General features: G+C 48.9%; 16 protein-coding genes. All 16 read left to right on the top strand.

All coding sequences use genetic code 11. The annotated features are described in order from the left end of the window. Window positions 1-125: 125 nt before the first annotated feature. The 16 genes from CAGA_RS10430 (at window position 126) to ftsZ (ending at window position 16,128) form a co-directional block, all read left to right on the top strand. Window positions 126-389: an HPr family phosphocarrier protein gene (locus tag CAGA_RS10430; protein ID WP_135660579.1), complete on the top strand. Its 264-nt coding sequence runs from the start codon at window positions 126-128 to the stop codon at window positions 387-389. A gap of 70 nt (window positions 390-459) precedes the next feature. Then, complete coding sequence (gene uvrC / locus CAGA_RS10425; protein ID WP_135660577.1) at window positions 460-2,316, top strand: excinuclease ABC subunit UvrC; 1,857 nt, start codon at window positions 460-462, stop codon at window positions 2,314-2,316. 69 nt (window positions 2,317-2,385) lie between these two features. Continuing rightward, on the top strand, window positions 2,386-2,937 hold the full coding sequence (gene rsmD / locus CAGA_RS10420; protein ID WP_135660575.1) for a 16S rRNA (guanine(966)-N(2))-methyltransferase RsmD: 552 nt from the start codon (window positions 2,386-2,388) through the stop codon (window positions 2,935-2,937). Next, the gene (gene coaD / locus CAGA_RS10415; RefSeq protein WP_135660573.1) at window positions 2,934-3,434 is read left to right on the top strand and encodes a pantetheine-phosphate adenylyltransferase; all 501 of its coding nucleotides are present in this window, start codon (window positions 2,934-2,936) and stop codon (window positions 3,432-3,434) included. Before rsmD ends, coaD begins: the two co-directional genes overlap by 4 nt. Next, window positions 3,427-3,900, top strand: coding sequence for an ATP synthase subunit B family protein (locus CAGA_RS10410; protein ID WP_135660571.1), 474 nt, complete (start codon window positions 3,427-3,429; stop codon window positions 3,898-3,900). Before coaD ends, CAGA_RS10410 begins: the two co-directional genes overlap by 8 nt. A gap of 240 nt (window positions 3,901-4,140) precedes the next feature. Further along, window positions 4,141-4,560 (top strand): division/cell wall cluster transcriptional repressor MraZ, encoded by a 420-nt coding sequence (mraZ, locus tag CAGA_RS10405; RefSeq protein WP_135660569.1) that lies wholly within the window; start codon window positions 4,141-4,143, stop codon window positions 4,558-4,560. Window positions 4,561-4,572: 12 nt separating this feature from the next. Next, on the top strand, window positions 4,573-5,499 hold the full coding sequence (rsmH, locus tag CAGA_RS10400; RefSeq protein ID WP_135660567.1) for a 16S rRNA (cytosine(1402)-N(4))-methyltransferase RsmH: 927 nt from the start codon (window positions 4,573-4,575) through the stop codon (window positions 5,497-5,499). A 30-nt stretch (window positions 5,500-5,529) separates the two neighbouring features. Further along, the gene (locus CAGA_RS10395; RefSeq protein WP_135660565.1) at window positions 5,530-6,027 is read left to right on the top strand and encodes a hypothetical protein; all 498 of its coding nucleotides are present in this window, start codon (window positions 5,530-5,532) and stop codon (window positions 6,025-6,027) included. Between the two features lie 129 nt (window positions 6,028-6,156). Beyond that, on the top strand, window positions 6,157-8,376 hold the full coding sequence (locus tag CAGA_RS10390; RefSeq protein WP_135660563.1) for a penicillin-binding transpeptidase domain-containing protein: 2,220 nt from the start codon (window positions 6,157-6,159) through the stop codon (window positions 8,374-8,376). A 21-nt stretch (window positions 8,377-8,397) separates the two neighbouring features. Continuing rightward, the gene (locus tag CAGA_RS10385; RefSeq protein ID WP_135660561.1) at window positions 8,398-8,919 is read left to right on the top strand and encodes a hypothetical protein; all 522 of its coding nucleotides are present in this window, start codon (window positions 8,398-8,400) and stop codon (window positions 8,917-8,919) included. Window positions 8,920-8,985: 66 nt separating this feature from the next. Further along, window positions 8,986-9,993 (top strand): phospho-N-acetylmuramoyl-pentapeptide-transferase, encoded by a 1,008-nt coding sequence (gene mraY, locus CAGA_RS10380; RefSeq protein ID WP_135660559.1) that lies wholly within the window; start codon window positions 8,986-8,988, stop codon window positions 9,991-9,993. A gap of 265 nt (window positions 9,994-10,258) precedes the next feature. Continuing rightward, window positions 10,259-11,356 (top strand): putative lipid II flippase FtsW, encoded by a 1,098-nt coding sequence (gene ftsW, locus CAGA_RS10375; protein WP_167875224.1) that lies wholly within the window; start codon window positions 10,259-10,261, stop codon window positions 11,354-11,356. Between the two features lie 61 nt (window positions 11,357-11,417). Further along, window positions 11,418-12,539 (top strand): undecaprenyldiphospho-muramoylpentapeptide beta-N-acetylglucosaminyltransferase, encoded by a 1,122-nt coding sequence (gene murG / locus CAGA_RS10370; protein ID WP_135660555.1) that lies wholly within the window; start codon window positions 11,418-11,420, stop codon window positions 12,537-12,539. Between the two features lie 64 nt (window positions 12,540-12,603). Further along, window positions 12,604-13,857, top strand: coding sequence for a UDP-N-acetylglucosamine 1-carboxyvinyltransferase (murA, locus tag CAGA_RS10365; RefSeq protein ID WP_135660553.1), 1,254 nt, complete (start codon window positions 12,604-12,606; stop codon window positions 13,855-13,857). A 45-nt stretch (window positions 13,858-13,902) separates the two neighbouring features. After that, on the top strand, window positions 13,903-14,859 hold the full coding sequence (locus CAGA_RS10360) for a cell division protein FtsQ/DivIB (RefSeq protein ID WP_135660551.1): 957 nt from the start codon (window positions 13,903-13,905) through the stop codon (window positions 14,857-14,859). Window positions 14,860-15,033: 174 nt separating this feature from the next. Beyond that, entirely contained in the window at window positions 15,034-16,128 is a 1,095-nt protein-coding gene (gene ftsZ / locus CAGA_RS10355; protein ID WP_135660549.1) for a cell division protein FtsZ, read from the top strand. Window positions 16,129-16,500 lie beyond the last annotated feature (372 nt).

Genomic DNA, 16,500 nt, shown 5'->3' with positions numbered 1-16,500 from the left:
GTCATCAATCCAAAGTTTTTTTATTTTGTTGACGGTTAACCGAATTGTGCTATAATAGCCTTGAATCTTAAAACTTAGCTAATAATGTTAGGCGGAATGGATTTTCTGTTAGGAGTGAATAAGTAATGTGTGTTAAAGAAGTTCTGGTCCAGAATCAGGTGGGACTCCATGCCCGTCCGGCGACTTTCTTTATCCAAAAAGCAAATGAGTTTAAATCCTCCATTTGGGTTGAAAAAGAAGAAAGACGTGTGAATGCGAAAAGCTTACTGGGTGTATTATCTCTTGGAATCGTCGGCGGAACCACCATCCGGATTATTGCAGATGGTACGGACGAAGAAGAAGCTGTAAATAGCCTTGTAGAATTGGTAGAGTCCGGCTTCACCGAGTAATTTTTCCGACAAATAGCACCGCTTAGTCAGCGGTGCTTTTTTTGTATTGTTATCCTCGAGGGAGAATGTAATGACCGATCATGAAAAACATATAAAAGAGCTGCGCAAGCGTGCCATGCGGCTTCCCATGAATCCGGGCGTTTATATTATGCACGATAAAACCGGAAAGATTATTTATATCGGCAAGGCAAAGGCGCTAAAAAACCGGGTGAGCCAGTACTTTGGCTCGGAAAAGAACCATGACAAAAAGGTGCGCCGCATGGTCGCGAATGTCGAGTATTTTGAATATATCCTTACGGACAGCGAATTTGAAGCCCTTGTTTTGGAATGCAGCCTGATCAAGCAGCATATGCCCAAATACAATATTCTGCTAAAGGACGACAAGGGGTATCATTATATTAAGGTAACCGCGGGCCCGTGGCCGCGGATATCCGAGGCAAAGCAGATTGCCGACGACGGCGCGCGCTATATCGGCCCCTACGTCAGTTCGTGGGCGACGAAGCAATCCGTGGATGAAGCGCTGAAAATTTTCAAGCTGCCGACCTGTACTCGGAAATTTCCGCAGGATATCGGGAAGGCAAGACCCTGCCTGAACTATTATATTAAGCAGTGCTGCGCGCCTTGCCGCGGGAAAATTTCCGAAGAGGAATACAATGAAGGCGTTGAGGAAGCGATTGACTTTCTGCGCGGCGGCAGCGCGCAGTGCGTGCGGCAGCTCACCCAGAAAATGGAGGAGGCTGCCGAAGCGATGGAATTCGAACGCGCGGCAAGAATCCGCGACCGCCTTGCGGCGATTAAACGGATGGGCGACCGCCAAAAGGTTGTTGCCACGCGCGTGCCGGAGCAGGATGTGATCGCGCTGGCACAGGGAGCGGGGACAAGCTGCTTTGAGGTTTTCCGCTTTTTGGACGGACGCCTTTGCGACCGGGAAACCTTTTTAGTGGGGGAAACGGGAAATCCGAAGGCCGCCCGCGGCGAATTCATCGAGCGCTACTATTCCATGCGGGACCGTGTTCCTCCGCGTATCTGCCTGGACGGGGTAGCCGAGGGAATGGAGCTGTTAAGGGACTGGCTTTCGCAAAAAGCGGGAAGGAAAGTGGTTCTGTCCGTTCCGCAGAAAGGCGAGCAGGCGAAGCTTGTGGAAATGTGCCGCAACAACGCCGCCGAGCAGGTGGCGCAGGCAACGGGGCGCACCGTGCGCGAAGCGTCGGCTCTGGATGAACTGGGACGGCTACTTGGAATGGAAAAACCGCCGATTTATATTGAATCGTATGATATATCAAATCTGGCGGGAAGCGAAAATGTGGCGGGTATGGTCGTTTTTGAAAACGGTAGGCCTTTAAAATCCGCTTACCGGAAATTTAAAATAAAAACGGTCGAAGGACAGGATGATTACGCCTCTATGCATGAAGTCATGGAACGGCGTATCCGTGAATATTTTGATGCGCAGGGGAAGAATATATCCGACGGTTTCGGAAGGCTGCCCGATTTGATTCTGCTGGACGGCGGTCAGGGTCAGGTGAGCGCGGTAAAACCCGTGCTGGAAGCCGCCGGCCTGCAAATCCCGCTTTTCGGGATGGTAAAGGACGACAAGCACCGGACGAGGGCGATCGCCTTTGACGGTGGGGAAATCGCAATTCATTCCAACCGGAAGGCTTTTACGCTGGTTTCTTCCATTCAGGAGGAGGTTCACCGGTTTGCCATCGGATACCACCGACAGACGCGGAAAAAATCCACGATTTCTTCCACTTTGACTTCAATTGAAGGGATCGGCCCTTCGCGGGCAAAGGCGCTTCTAAGGCATTTTAAGATGATTACAGCAATCAAAAATGCGGATTTGGAAGAACTTTGCGCTGTGCCGGGCATGACGAAACCGGCTGCGCAAAAAGTGTACGATTCTTTCCACCCGGAAGCGGAAAAAAGTTGACACAGCGGCGGTGAAATGGGATAATATCGGATATAAAGTTGTATTATGCAATTTAAGGAGTTTTTATAAATGAGAGTAATAACCGGACTGGCGCGCGGGAAACGGTTGACCACGCCGGAGGGGGAGGATATCCGCCCCACGCCCGAAAGAGTGAAAGAAGCATTGTTCAGCGCTATACAGTTTGAAATTGAAGGGCGGCGGGTTCTGGACCTTTTCGCGGGAACCGGCCAGCTTGGCATTGAGGCGCTGAGCCGCGGCGCGAGGGAAGCGGTGTTTGTCGATGCAAATAAAAACTCCCTTGCCGTAGTGCAGAAGAACCTTGAAAACACGGGCCTGCTTGAAAGCGCCCATATAAAAAATATGGATTTTGCTTCGTTTTTAATGCAGAATGAGGAACCTTTTGACATAGCGTTTCTCGACCCGCCGTATCGTACCGGCCTTTTACAGCGTGCGCTGCCCATGGTAGCCGGCCGTATGAACAAGGGCGGAATCATTATCTGTGAGTATCCTTGTGATGACGACATACCCGAAACGGCAGGAGAATTTGTTCGGGGACGTAGCTACCGCTATGGAAAAATCCAGATAACATTCTACAGACATAAGGACGTGACCTCACAATGAAAACAGCAATTTGCCCGGGCAGCTTCGATCCGGTTACATTAGGCCATTTGGACATTATCAATCGGGCACGTAAAGTCTTTGACAAAACCATTGTCGCCGTTCTTGTAAACCCTGAAAAACATACCATGTTTACGGTGGACGAGCGTATTGCTCTTCTGAAAAAGTGCACCAAGGATATGGACGATGTGGAAGTCGTCGGGTTTGACGGCCTGTTGGCCGATTACGCACGGGAGCGCGGGGTAACGGCGATTGTAAAAGGTTTGCGGGCGCTGTCGGACTTTGAGTATGAATTTCAGCAGGCGCTGACCAATAAGAAATTGAATCCGAATCTTGAAACCATGTTTTTAACCACGAATTCGGAAAATATGTTTTTAAGCTCCAGTATTGTAAAGCAGATTGCATGTTTCGGCGGCGATATTTCTAACTTTGTGCCGGACTGCATCTTGGACGATATTAAAAAACGTTTATACGCAGGGGGAGGAAAAACGAATGAGTGAGCTAAACACGGAAGAATTGCTTGACGAACTGTATGAAATGGTTGAAAAGGCATGGAGTTTTCCCCTTAGCCGCGGACGTGCGGTTCTCAACGCAGAAGAAGTAAGGCAAATCCTCGATGAAATCCGCAGCAGCCTTCCTCAGGAAATCCGCCAGGCGCGGGCAATCTGCGCGGATCGCGCCCAGATTATCGCTGATGCGAAGCGCGAGGCGGAAACTATTGTCCGTGTTGCGGAAGAACGGGCTAAGGCTATGGTGAATCAGGATGAAATTGTGAAGCAGGCGCAGCAGAAAGCAAACGATATCCTTAGTCAGACGCAGGCAAGGTGCCGCGAAATGCGGAAAGCCTCCAATGATTACATAGACGACCTGATGAAGCGTACGGACGACGGTCTTTCTGCCAACCTTGCGGAGCTTCGCCAGACACGCCAGAACATCAAAGCGTCGCAGCGGTCAGGTCAAAATTAACAAATGTTTTGTCGTTTTTTGCAAAGCACACCACAAGATCTTGTGGTGTGCTTTTTATTTCTTCAAAATAAGTAAAAGCGTGAAAAATCAAGGGAAATTGGTAATAATAATCAAAAAATAAATAGTTGCAATTATTCAATAAATACGTTATAATCAAAACACAAGTGGTGAAAGGTGGGGACAAGTAGCACAATGTGGGTAATATGACATGTTGCGCTATTGCTCGGTAAGTGGCTTGCTATGTTGATCGGTGAGTACCAACATAATATTGACACGAAGGGCCGTGTGATTGTTCCGGCCAGATTCCGTGAGGATCTGGGCGAGCATTTTTATATCACAAAGGGTCTGGACGGTTGCCTTTTTGTTCTTCCGCCCGAAGAGTGGGCAAAGCTTCAGGATAAGGTAAAAGCGATGCCGATTTCCAAAGCAAGGGGTCTTCAGCGCTTCTTCTTTTCCGGTGCGGCGGAGGCTGAGCCGGACAGGCAGGGCCGCATCCTGATTCCGCAGGTATTGCGTGAGCACGCGAATCTTACCAAGGACGTAACCTTCATCGGGGCTTCCAGCCGGGCGGAAATTTGGGATACCGGTCGCTGGAACGAATTCAATTTGAACTTAACAGAAGAGAGCATAGCCGAAGCAATGGATATGCTTGAACTGTAAACAGGCGATATTATGGAATTTCAACACAAACCGGTACTGTTTGACGAAACAATCCAAAGTTTGGCGATTCGTCCGGACGGGATTTATATTGACGGTACAGCCGGTGGGGGCGGGCATTCCAAGGCCATTGCGGACAAGCTCACAACGGGCAGGCTCCTGTCCATTGATCAGGATCCGGATGCCATCCGCGCGGTTACCAAAAGATTGAAAAACAATCCCTGTTCTACGGTTTATCAGGCGAATTTTTCCGAGATGGCCGAAGTGGCGGAGAAGCTTCATTTGGTTCCCGTCGACGGTGTTCTCTTAGACATAGGCGTTTCTTCCTATCAGCTTGACAACCCGGAGCGCGGGTTTTCCTACCATAGCGACGCGCCGCTGGATATGCGGATGAGCAAGCAGGGCGTTTCCGCCAGGGATTTGGTGAATACCCTTACGTGGCAGGAACTGGCGCAGATCATCAGCCGCTATGGCGAAGATAAAAATGCGCGCAGCATTGCAAAGGGTATTGTTAAGGCAAGGGAACATGCGCCGATTGAAACAACGCTGCAGTTGGCGGAAGTGATTAAAGCTTCCGTTCCGGCGGCGGTAAGGCGGGAGCAGGGACATCCCGCGCGCAAGACCTTTCAAGCGCTGCGGATTGCGGTGAATGGGGAACTGGACAGGCTGTCACAGGGATTGGACGCCGCGTTTTCCATTTTAAAACCGGGCGGAAGGCTTGCAGTTATTACTTTCCATTCGTTGGAAGACCGTATTGTAAAACAGAGAATGGCTTCGTGGTGCACGGGGTGCACATGTCCGCCGGATTTTCCGGTTTGCGTGTGCGGGAAAAAGCCGCAGGCGGAGCTTCTTTATAAAAAGGGTCTGGCACCATCGGAGGCGGAGTTGGAACAAAATCCGCGCAGCCGAAGCGCAAGGCTCCGGGTTTGCATCAAACTGTAAATACGAATATTCAGACAAGGGAGTGGAAGTATGGCTGCATCAAACAGCAACGGGGCTTATGATTTTGCGTTATTTGAGCCAAAGCGGCAGCAGGAGGCGCCGCGGAAAAAAGACAATATCATAGAGATTCCTAAGGAAAAACTGGAACAAAACCGCAAAACCGGGGCAAAGCCGTTCCGGGCCGTATCTTATTTCCTTGCTTTGACCGTTATGCTCGGGATTGTCGGTACATATGTTTACGGCCAGGTACAGCTCACCGAATTAACAGACAACCTGAACGCAGCGGCAAAAACGCTGAGCGAAAGTGAAAGCGTGTACACACAGACGCAGATGAAGGCGAATTCAAAGCTTTCCCTTGAAACGGTGGAAAACTATGCAACCGGGAAACTCGGATTGCAAAAAATAGCACAAAATCAGGTGGAACCGATCTCCCTTTCCAAAGGGGATAAAATACAGGTCCTTGAGAGTGACGCCGGGGAAAACTGGCTTTCTTCCATTTGGAATGCGATCCGGCATTTGTTGTCATAAAAAAAATAGTTGATCAATAAGTATTACTACCCGAATTCGAGAGATGTTCGGTTAGGCATGCGATAAGGGAGAGTTGAGAGCGAATCTTAACTCTCATTTTTGTAACGCAATGTATTTGGAGGAAAGAAAATGTCAAAAGGCACAACAATACGAATGTGGCGCCGCACTATTTTTGTGCTGCTGGCTTTGATCATCGTTGGTTTTGGCGCAATTGTATTCAGCCTGGCAAGGCTGCAGCTTGTGGAAGGCTCCAGCTTGCAGACGCGCGCAGTTGACCAGCAACTGAAGGACACCGTTTTCAGCGCACAGCGGGGAACAATTTATGACTGCAATATGAAGCCGCTTGCCGAAAGTGCCAGCGTTTGGAAGGTTGTGCTGGAACCCGCGTTTATAACGGATAAAAACCGCGAGGTGATTGCGGAAGGGCTTTCTAAAATCTTAGGAATGGATAAAAACGAAATCATCAAGCGCAGCATGAAGAAAACCTACTATGATGAATTAAAACGGAAAGTGGAAACCGACGTAAAAGACCAGATTATCAAATTTAAAGTTGAGCATAAAATTGACAACGGGATACGTTTAATCGAAGATTTTAAAAGGTATTATCCCTATGGGGAATTTGCGGCTTCTGTTCTTGGTTTCACAGGAACGGACAATCAGGGTTTGTACGGCCTTGAAAAGCAGTATGACAGCTATTTGACCGGTGTGCCGGGAAAACTGGTCACTGCAAAAAACGCAATCGGAACGGATATGCCATTTCAGTATGAACAAAAGGTGAATGCTCAGAACGGCAACAGCCTTGTCCTTACCATTGACGAGGTCGTACAGCATTTTTTGGAAAAGAACCTTGAAGAAGGCGTAAAAGAAAATAAGGTTGGAAACCGCGCCTGCGCGATTGTTATGAATGTGAAAACGGGCGCAATTCTCGGTATGGCGGTCAAGGGGGATTTTGACCCGAACAACCCGTTTGCAATTGCTGATAAGGAAGAAGCGGCGAAAATTGCCGCTATGCCGGATGGCGATGCGAAAAAAGCCGCTTTGAAAGCCGCGCAGGAAAAGCAATGGCGGAATAAATCCATCAGCGATACCTATTACCCCGGTTCCGTTTTTAAAATGATTACGGGTTCAGCCGCCATGGAAGAAGGTATTGTCAACGAAAATACGCCGTTTTTCTGCAACGGGTCGATTAAAGTTGCTTCCGAAACAATCCATTGCTGGCGTTCCTACGGTCATGGAAGTGAGACTTTTGTACAAGGCTTATGCAATTCCTGCAATCCGGTTTTCATCCAGATCGGTGAAAAACTAGGACCGCAGAGATTTTTTAAATATTTCTCCGCCTTTGGCTTCACAAGCAAAACGGGCATAGACCTTCCCGGCGAGCCGCTGCGGACGATTTACTATACGCCCGAACAATTGAACCCGGTTGAACTCGCGACCGAATCGTTCGGGCAGAACTTCAGTATTACGCCGATTCAAATGATTACGGCAATCGCCGCGGTTTCCAACGGTGGTTACCTGGTGCAGCCCCATGTCGTCAGTCAAATTCTGGACGAAGACGGGAACATTGTTAAAACGGCGGACACAACGCCCAAACGCCAGGTGATTTCGGCGGATACTTCCGCCCGCATGTGCAAAATTCTACAGTTGAACGCTACCATCGGCACGGCGAAAAACGGTTACCTGCCGGGGTACCGCATTGGTGGAAAAACAGGGACCTCCCAGAAAATGGACGTTAAGCAGAAGACGGGCGTTATGCAGTACATCGCTTCGTACGGAGGTTTTGCTCCGGCGGATGATCCCCAGATTGCCATGCTAGTGTTTTTCGACGAACCGCATGGAGGCAGTTACTACGGCGCAGCCGTAGCGGGGCCTGTCTTTGCAAAGACAATGGAGGAAATCCTTCCGTATCTCGGCGTGCAGCGAAAATATACCGACAGCGAATTGGCAAAGCTCGACGTAAAAGCGCCGGATGTCGTCGGAAAAACGATTGACGAGGCAAAATCCATACTCAATAAGCAGAAGCTTACGCCGAAGATTTACGGCAGCGGATCGAAAATTGTTTCCCAGGTGCCGGAGTCCGGTAAAACCATACCCCAAAACGGCACAATGGTACTCTTCACAGATGAGAAAAGCTCGGATACAATAGTGACGGTTCCAAAACTCACCGGAATGTCGCTTGCAGCGGCAAATAAGACGGCGGCAAACGCCGGGCTGAATATCAGTATTACCGGTGCGGCGCTGACCGGAACGAATCCGGTTTCCAACTCGCAGAGCATTGCCGCGGGAACCAAGGTACCGCCGGGCACGGTAGTCGTGGTTGGCTTTATTGAGCCGAACCAGGTTGAGTAGAAGGATAAAGGAGATGGCCGCATGGAAAATCTTCATTCTGTCAAAAAACAGATTGCTGTAAGTGATAAAAAGGGGAATACTTTATCCATACTGAATGCGATTCTGGCGTTTTGCGGAAGGGAGAATTACATCGCGCAGCCCGCCGGAGAACCTGCCATGGAAAACACACAGCCGGCGGTGCTGCTTCTTTGCGGCGCGGATGACATTCCTTCCGCTTCCGGCTTTGCGGCCTGTGTGGCGGAATACAGTTTGTCCGCCCTGCCGGAAGTGGCTGAGTATCATCCGATTACGTATTCCGTTTCCAGCGATAACGCGGATTTCACCGCCAGAAATATTCGGAAAACGCCGGAGGGATTTGCCGCGTTTGAAATCATCGGCGTGGGGGTTATCGGCCGGGCGCGGCTTTCTTCGCCGACGCTAGAACCGGTCGGCGACGCCCTTGCGGCTTCTGTTGCGGCGATTACTGCGGGAATCTCTTTTGCAGATGTGCTTGAGGCTTTAAACAACATTCATCTTGAAAGAGAAATGCTTGAAAGAATATGATATAATAAAAAACAAGTCCGTTCCGGCTTGGCGGGCAACAACAACTAAAGGTGGAGTTAGAATATTATGAATTTGTTTTGGACTGCGTTAGCAGCCGTGCTTTCTTTCGCAATTACTGCAATTATCGGGAAGTGGATGGTGCCTTTCCTTCACAAAATCAATTTTGGACAGACGATTCGTGAAGTGGGTCCCAAATGGCACAGCAAAAAGAACGGAACACCAACCATGGGCGGCTTTATGTTTATCATAGGAATTGCGGTAGCGATTCTCCTTTGCGTGCCGATGTATTATACGTATACAAAACAGAATTCGCTTGCCATGCTGATGCGCACGAAGATATTCGGCGGTTTATTAATGGCGGTCGCTTTCGGCGCGGTTGGCTTTTTCGACGATTACATAAAGGTTGTGAAAAAGCGTAATTTGGGCTTAAATGTGCGGCAGAAGCTGGTCCTGCAATTTTTGATTGCGGCGGCATACCTCTATTCGCTGTATCTTGCAGGGGGTACTGCCGTAACGCTGATTCCCTTCTGGGGCAGCGTGAACCTTGGCATCTGGTACTGGATAATTGCGTTTTTTGGCATTGTCGGAATGGTGAACGCCGTCAATTTTACGGATGGAATCGATGGCCTGAACGCGACAGTAACGTTTTTTGTATGCTTGTTCTTTATGCTGCTTTCCGGCATGATGGGCGTAAACGCTTTGAGTATCTTCGCGGCGGCGTCTGCGGGTGGCTGCCTTGGTTTCTTAATCTGGAATTTTAATCCGGCAAAGGTGTTTATGGGCGATACGGGCTCGCTGTTTTTGGGCGGTATTGTCTGCGCGCTGGGCTTTGGCCTGAACCTGCCGATTTTGATTTTGCCCCTTGGTATCGTCTATATCTGCGAAATCCTCTCCGTTGTTTTGCAGGTTTCGTATTTTAAGGCTACACATGGAAAAAGACTGTTTAAAATGAGCCCGATCCATCATCATTTTGAGCTTTGCGGCTGGAGTGAAATCAAAATCTGCAGGGTGTTCGCGCTGGTGACGGTCGTGTTTGGCATTTGTTCCGCATTACTTGTTTATTACGGGTTTTAAGCTTGAATATTTCCACAATATATGCGAAGGATATCCATAGAAAGAGCGCTATATTGTTGCTGCTTCCATTTTTTATGACAAATTTTTCGCATCAATATGTTTAAATTCGTTTTGACAATTACCCTGATGCACTGAAAGGGGGACAAAAATGGCAGGAAGAAAAACAAAAAACGATACGGCCCCCCGTGTTACAAAGCAAGATGAATCGAAAACAAAGGGAATCCGGAAAAAGTTCAAGGTCTTTTCCGTGCGTTCCGGATTAGATATGCCTTTTCTGTTTTTGGTATTAACCCTGTTGATTATCGGTTTGATTATGCTTTTTTCAGCGAGCTTTGCAAATGCGCTTTACCGCCACGGCAGCAGCTATTTCTTTATCAGCCGCCAAGCGTTCTTCGCGGTCATCGGTGTTGCGGCTATGATTGCGATTTCCTATTTCGATTACCATCATTTGCATAAATTTGCGATTCCCATACTCTTGTTTTCCTATATGATGCTCGTGCTCGTGCTGTTCATGAGACCGATCAGCGGTGTGCACCGTTGGATCAGCCTTGGGCCGCTTGGCCAGTTTCAGCCCTCGGAGCTTGCCAAATTTGCGTTAATCCTGGTGTTCGCCCATTTGATTTCCCTGAACTTTAAACGGATGGATACCTTTCGGTACGGTGTTTTGCCGTACATACTCATTTTGGGTTCCATGACAGGGCTGATGGTGCTCGAGCCGCATGTTTCGGCGACTGTTATTTGTGTTATGCTTGCGGCTGTAATGCTCTTTATCGGCGGGGTGCGGCTTCGCTGGTTCGGTCTTGCCTTTGGCGGGGCGGGAGCGGCGGTTGCTTATCTTGTTCTGTTTACAAAAAAATTCAGCTATGCCAATGACCGTATTGTTGCCTGGCTTGACCCGTTTTCCAATGCGAGCAGGGCGATTATGGAAGACACCTGGCAAACCCGCCAGTCGCTTTACGCCATCGGTTCCGGTGGCCTGCTCGGCCTTGGGCTGGGGCAGTCCAGACAAAAGTATCTTTACCTTCCAGAGCCGCAGAACGATTTTATTTTTGCTATTGTCTGTGAGGAACTGGGCTTTATTGGCGCGCTGATTATCATTATCCTGTTTGCAATGCTTGTCTGGCGCGGAATCAATATTTCGCTAAAGGCAAAGGATAAGTTTGGCATGCTTCTTGGAATCGGCTTGGTTGTACAGGTCGGATTGCAGGTTGTTTTAAACATCGCCGTTGTGACAAATACAATTCCGAATACCGGGATCAGCTTGCCGTTTTTCAGTTACGGGGGTACCTCGCTGGTTCTGCTGTTGGCGGAGATGGGTATAGTGCTTTCCATCTCGCGAACGTCGGCGATCGAAAAAACTTAGCTTCGTTGAAGGGTTTTCAAAATAGCCAAGACCTGGCAGCGGAGGCAAAAGGGGATTTATTATGAGAATTTTATTTGCAGGCGGCGGCACCGCAGGGCATATCAACCCGGCGCTCGCCATCGCGGGCTATGTGTGCGAAAAGGAACCGGATGCACAAATCCTTTTCATCGGGGCAAAGGGCGGTATGGAGGAACGTTTGATTCCCGCCGCGGGCTTCTATTTTAAAAGCATTACCATCTCCGGTTTTCAGCGCAAGCTCAGCCTGAAAAACGTGAAAAGAAATATCGGGACGATTGTCCATATTGTTACTTCCAGCATAGAAGCACGTAAAATGATCCGTGACTTTCAGCCGGATATCTGCATAGGTACTGGCGGCTATGTGGCCGGTCCGGTTCTCCGCGAAGCAATGAAGATGAAGATACCGGCGCTTATCCATGAACAAAACGCCTATCCGGGCATTACCAATAAAATGCTTTCCAAGAATGCGGATAAAACTATGCTCGCCGTTGCGGACGCACAGAAATTCCTTGCCCCTTCAGCGAAATGCGTGTTAACTGGGAATCCGGTGCGCCAGGCGGTTATCCGCGCGGACCGTGAAGCGTGCCGCAAAGCGCTTGGTCTGGACGACCGGCCGCTGATCCTTTCTTTCGGCGGAAGTCAGGGCGCGCGCAAAATCAACGAGGCGATGGCCGAACTGCTGGTGAAAAGCGCCAAAACCGGCCGTTTCCAGCATATTCACGGGTACGGCCAGTGGGGAGGTTGGTTCCCTGATTTGCTGAAGGAGAAAGGCGTGAACCTTTCGGAACGTCCCAATATAGATGTTCGGGAATATATTCATAATATGCCGGAATGCCTTGCCGCAGCCGACTTGGTTATCTGCCGCGCAGGTGCGATTACGCTGAGCGAATTGCAGGCACAGGGAAAGGCTTCGATCTTGATTCCGTCGCCAAATGTTGCGGAAAATCATCAGTATCACAACGCAATGGCAATGGTTGACCGCCATGCGGCGGTAATCCTTGAGGAAAAAGACCTTTCCGGAGCGGCTCTTTGCAAATTGGTCGATGAGCTGTTCGAAAATCCGGACACGATTCGATCGCTTGGAAAAAACGCCCGCGCAATGGCAATTCTGGATGCCAATCAGCGGATTTATAAAATTATCAAAGAGGTGCTGGCAGGGAACTGACAAAGCAATCACCGCAATGCCAGAAGCCGCATAGTATGGCATTAGACTATGTGGGGGTGTTGCTATGTCAGAACTTTTTATACAGGGACCAAACAAACTCTCAGGGGAAATTTGTATTCACGGTGCAAAAAATAGCACATTACCGCTTATGGCGGCCTCATTGCTCTGTGACAACGAGTGCATACTACATAATTGTCCTGTTTTGTCGGATGTAGACACATCTTTGAAAATTTTGCGCTATCTGGGGTGCAGGGTACAGCGTTCGGGGAACGATGTCGCGATTGATCCCTCGAGCGCGGATCAATGTAAAATCCCGGATAGCCTGATGCGTGAAATGCGATCTTCGATTATTTTTTTGGGTGCGATTGTAAGCCGCATGGGTAAAGCTGAGCTTTCTTTCCCAGGTGGCTGTGAACTGGGGCCGCGGCCGATCGACCTCCATCTTTTGGCTCTAAGGAAGATGGGTGTCATTATTGAGGAGGATCACGGGTGTCTGAAATGCAGCGCGCCGGACGGCGTAAAGGGCACCTGTATCAATCTTTCTTTCCCGAGTGTAGGCGCAACGGAAAATATTATGATCGCAGCCAGCTGCGCAAAGGGAACAACCATCATTACCAATGCGGCGCGTGAGCCTGAAATTTGGGATTTAGCCGATTTCCTCAATTCGTGCGGTGCGAAAATTTATGGGGCGGGCGAAAGCACCGTTGTTATAGAAGGCGTAAAATCCTTGAGTGGCTGCGAACATAGAGTGATTCCGGACCGTATCGCTGCGTCCACTTTTTTAGCCGCCGCCGCAATAACTGGCAGCACGCTTACGGTTTCCCAAATCATACCGGAACACATCGCTCCGGTCATTCCGATCCTGGAGGAATGCGGCTGTCATTTTGACATATCGAAAAGCAGCATGAAAATTACCGCGCCGAAACGGCTCGGAAGAGTCAAGAGCGTTCGCACGATGCCCTATCCCGGTTTTCCAACCGATGCGCAGGCACCAGTTATGGCGATGACCACGCTTTCGGACGGAACAAGCGTTTTTATAGAGACAATTTTTGAAAGCCGATATAAACATGTTGGCGAGTTGCTGCGCCTTGGGGCAAACATTAAGGTCGAGGGACGCGTGGCGATTGTGGAAGGAGTCAGCCGCCTTTCCGGAGCACCGGTGGAGGCTGCCGATCTGCGCGGGGGAGCCGCTCTTGTTGTTGCGGGGCTTGCGGCGCAGGGAGTAACACAGATTAGTGGTTTAAAGCATCTTGACCGTGGATATGAAAGTTTGGAAAAGAGTCTGGCTTCGCTGGGAGCAGATATTAAAAGAATCTAGGCGATATTTATTGGGAAAGGCCTAACCCGTTACCGGAGGTTTTAAATGAGCAGGAAGCGAAACAGCAGGAGGGATCTGACGCCGCGTGTATATGATAAAAAGAGCGGTGAATATCGCCCCGTGGCGGATTTGCGGGAACAAGATCCAGCAGTACGTAACAAATATGCCACACCACAGCGCCGGTCACAGCTGCGCAGGCGCCGGAGACGCCGATTCCTTCTGGTTTTCTATATTCTGCTTTTTTTAACGGTTACCGTGGGGGCTGTGGTGATTTCCTTGACCGTCCTGTTTAAAATAGATGCCATTGAAGTCACGGGTACTTCGCGTTATTCAGCGAATGCGATTGTTGAGGCGGCAGGAATAAAAAAAGGCGAGAACCTTTTTCTTGCCAATACGGAAGGGGCAAGCGCCGCAATACAGCAAAAGTTGCCCTATATCGGAACCGCAAAGGTTTCCCGGGGTCTGCCTGCGAAAATCTATATTAAGGTTGCCGAAGTGCCGGTATCCGGTGTGTTGGAGAACAAGGGAAAATACATTGTGATTGGAACAAACGGAAAAGTCCTTGAGATCGCCAATCGGATGCCGGCCAACTTCCCAGTCATTAAGGGTCTGTCGCTGGCAAAGGCGGAAACAGGGAAAATGATCGTCTACAAGGACAGCGCGCAGCAGGATATATTTAAGGATCTGACGGCGGCGATTACAAACAACAAATTAGACAAAATTACGGAAATTGACCTGAGCAATCCATCAAAGATTCAAATCCTCTATGATTCCCGTATTTTGATGAATCTGGGACTGCCGTCTGATTTTGATTATAAAATCCGTTTTGCAAAAACAATTCTTGACGAGGGGAAAATTAAAGAGAATGAGTACGGAACCCTGAACCTTTCCGTTGCTGCGGAAGATAATAAAAGCTTCTTTGATCCGTCCCATGCGATTTCTTCAGCGCCGTCCAGACAGAGCCCTTCTTCAGCGTCTTCTAGTACAAGCTCTGCCCAATAGCCCGGTATTTGCATGCGAACATATAATTCCGGATTATAATATAGTAATAAGATAGAATTTTATTGAAATTCAATGCAATACGTGATAAATTATTAGTATATAGTTTAAAATTATAATTTTCATGGACGTAAATCATTCATGAATTTTAGACGTATAGTAAAGGGGATGCAGCACATGGCTATCGAAATAGAAAATGACTTTGACAACATCGTGCAAATTAAAGTAATTGGTGTAGGCGGGGGTGGCGGAAACGCAATCGACCGCATGGTCACCATGGGCGTGAAGGGCGTTGAGTTTATTAGTGTAAATACCGATAAACAGGCACTTTATCGTTCCAAGGCTACGCAGAAAATACAGATTGGTGAAAAGGTAACCCATGGCAAGGGTGCCGGTTCGAAGCCGGAAATGGGTCAGAAAGCAGCGGACGAAAGCCGCGAGGCTATCGCAGCCGCCATCCGGGGCAGCGACATGGTGTTCATCACAGCGGGAATGGGCGGCGGCACGGGTACCGGTGCGGCGCCGATTGTTGCTTCCATTGCGCGCGACATGGGTGTACTTACAGTTGGCATTGTCACAAAGCCGTTTGATTTTGAAGGCCGCCGCCGTATGGAACAGGCTGAAAGCGGCATTGCCGCTTTGCGCGAACATGTGGATTCCCTTGTTGTCATCCCGAATGAACGACTGAAGCTGGTAAGTGAACAGCGCATCACCCTTCTTAACGCGTTTTCCATAGCCGACGATGTTCTGCGCCAGGGCGTTCAGAGTATTTCCGATCTGATTAAGCTTCCCGGTTTGGTCAACCTGGATTTTGCGGACGTAACTGCCGTTATGAAGGACGCCGGGTATGCCCATATGGGTGTCGGCAGGGCTTCCGGCAAGGATAAGGCGGAAACAGCTGCCAACATGGCAATTTCCAGCCCGCTTCTTGAAACCGCAATCAACGGTGCAAAGGGTGTCATTATCAACATTACATCATCGCCGGATATCGGTCTTGATGAAATCGAAACCGCTTCCTCCATGATCGCCGAGCAGGCGCATCAGGATGCGAATATCATTTGGGGTGCTGCGTTCGATGAGAACATGGATGACGAAATGAGCGTCACGGTGATCGCGACCGGTTTCTCAACAGCCAACGATACCTCATCTTTAAACGGGGACAAGTCCCAGGAAAGCGTTAAACGCGAGGGCCCTGTAAAAGATACGTCAAAGGAAAGCTCGATTGACGACGAGGACTTTACTGATATCATGTCTATATTCAACCGGAAATAACATATATAATTCTTAAATCAAAGGCGAATACGTTTTGTGTATCCGCCTTTTTTTGAATACCCACAAAAACTTTTTAAGACGGTGAAGTTCGAATATAAATCCTCTAATTCGTCCAAATATCGCCTTAAACTCCATTTTAGCGCGAATTTATAGAAATATTGCTCAAAATACCCTCCATACTCTTGTAATCTCGTTATTTTGTGTTATAATAACGTTTGGGCAAATTTGAATTATATTGGGGGTGGCATTGTGAAACCTGACCCTTTCAGTCGACGATATCAAAAACATAATAAAGGAGACGAGCGCAATGCTATCCTATTACAAGACGATCGACGGCCATATTACGCCGATTCCTTCCTGTGAACCTGGATG

The organism is Caproiciproducens galactitolivorans, from assembly GCF_004768785.1.
GTDB lineage: Bacteria > Bacillota > Clostridia > Oscillospirales > Acutalibacteraceae > Caproiciproducens > Caproiciproducens galactitolivorans.
This window is presented reverse-complemented; position numbering and strand designations above follow the sequence as displayed.

Excerpts from the sequence above, each read along its gene's own strand:
- CAGA_RS10395 (WP_135660565.1), top strand. The coding sequence starts at position 5,530 with ATGGCTGCATCAAACAGCAACGGGGCTTATGATTTTGCGTTATTTGAG.
- CAGA_RS10385 (WP_135660561.1), top strand. The coding sequence starts at position 8,398 with ATGGAAAATCTTCATTCTGTCAAAAAACAGATTGCTGTAAGTGATAAA.
- CAGA_RS10410 (WP_135660571.1), top strand. The coding sequence starts at position 3,427 with ATGAGTGAGCTAAACACGGAAGAATTGCTTGACGAACTGTATGAAATG.
- coaD (WP_135660573.1), top strand. The coding sequence starts at position 2,934 with ATGAAAACAGCAATTTGCCCGGGCAGCTTCGATCCGGTTACATTAGGC.
- rsmD (WP_135660575.1), top strand. The coding sequence starts at position 2,386 with ATGAGAGTAATAACCGGACTGGCGCGCGGGAAACGGTTGACCACGCCG.
- CAGA_RS10360 (WP_135660551.1), top strand. The coding sequence starts at position 13,903 with ATGAGCAGGAAGCGAAACAGCAGGAGGGATCTGACGCCGCGTGTATAT.
- mraY (WP_135660559.1), top strand. The coding sequence starts at position 8,986 with ATGAATTTGTTTTGGACTGCGTTAGCAGCCGTGCTTTCTTTCGCAATT.
- rsmH (WP_135660567.1), top strand. The coding sequence starts at position 4,573 with ATGGAATTTCAACACAAACCGGTACTGTTTGACGAAACAATCCAAAGT.
- uvrC (WP_135660577.1), top strand. The coding sequence starts at position 460 with ATGACCGATCATGAAAAACATATAAAAGAGCTGCGCAAGCGTGCCATG.
- mraZ (WP_135660569.1), top strand. The coding sequence starts at position 4,141 with ATGTTGATCGGTGAGTACCAACATAATATTGACACGAAGGGCCGTGTG.
- murA (WP_135660553.1), top strand. The coding sequence starts at position 12,604 with ATGTCAGAACTTTTTATACAGGGACCAAACAAACTCTCAGGGGAAATT.
- CAGA_RS10430 (WP_135660579.1), top strand. The coding sequence starts at position 126 with ATGTGTGTTAAAGAAGTTCTGGTCCAGAATCAGGTGGGACTCCATGCC.
- ftsW (WP_167875224.1), top strand. The coding sequence starts at position 10,259 with ATGCCTTTTCTGTTTTTGGTATTAACCCTGTTGATTATCGGTTTGATT.
- murG (WP_135660555.1), top strand. The coding sequence starts at position 11,418 with ATGAGAATTTTATTTGCAGGCGGCGGCACCGCAGGGCATATCAACCCG.
- ftsZ (WP_135660549.1), top strand. The coding sequence starts at position 15,034 with ATGGCTATCGAAATAGAAAATGACTTTGACAACATCGTGCAAATTAAA.
- CAGA_RS10390 (WP_135660563.1), top strand. The coding sequence starts at position 6,157 with ATGTCAAAAGGCACAACAATACGAATGTGGCGCCGCACTATTTTTGTG.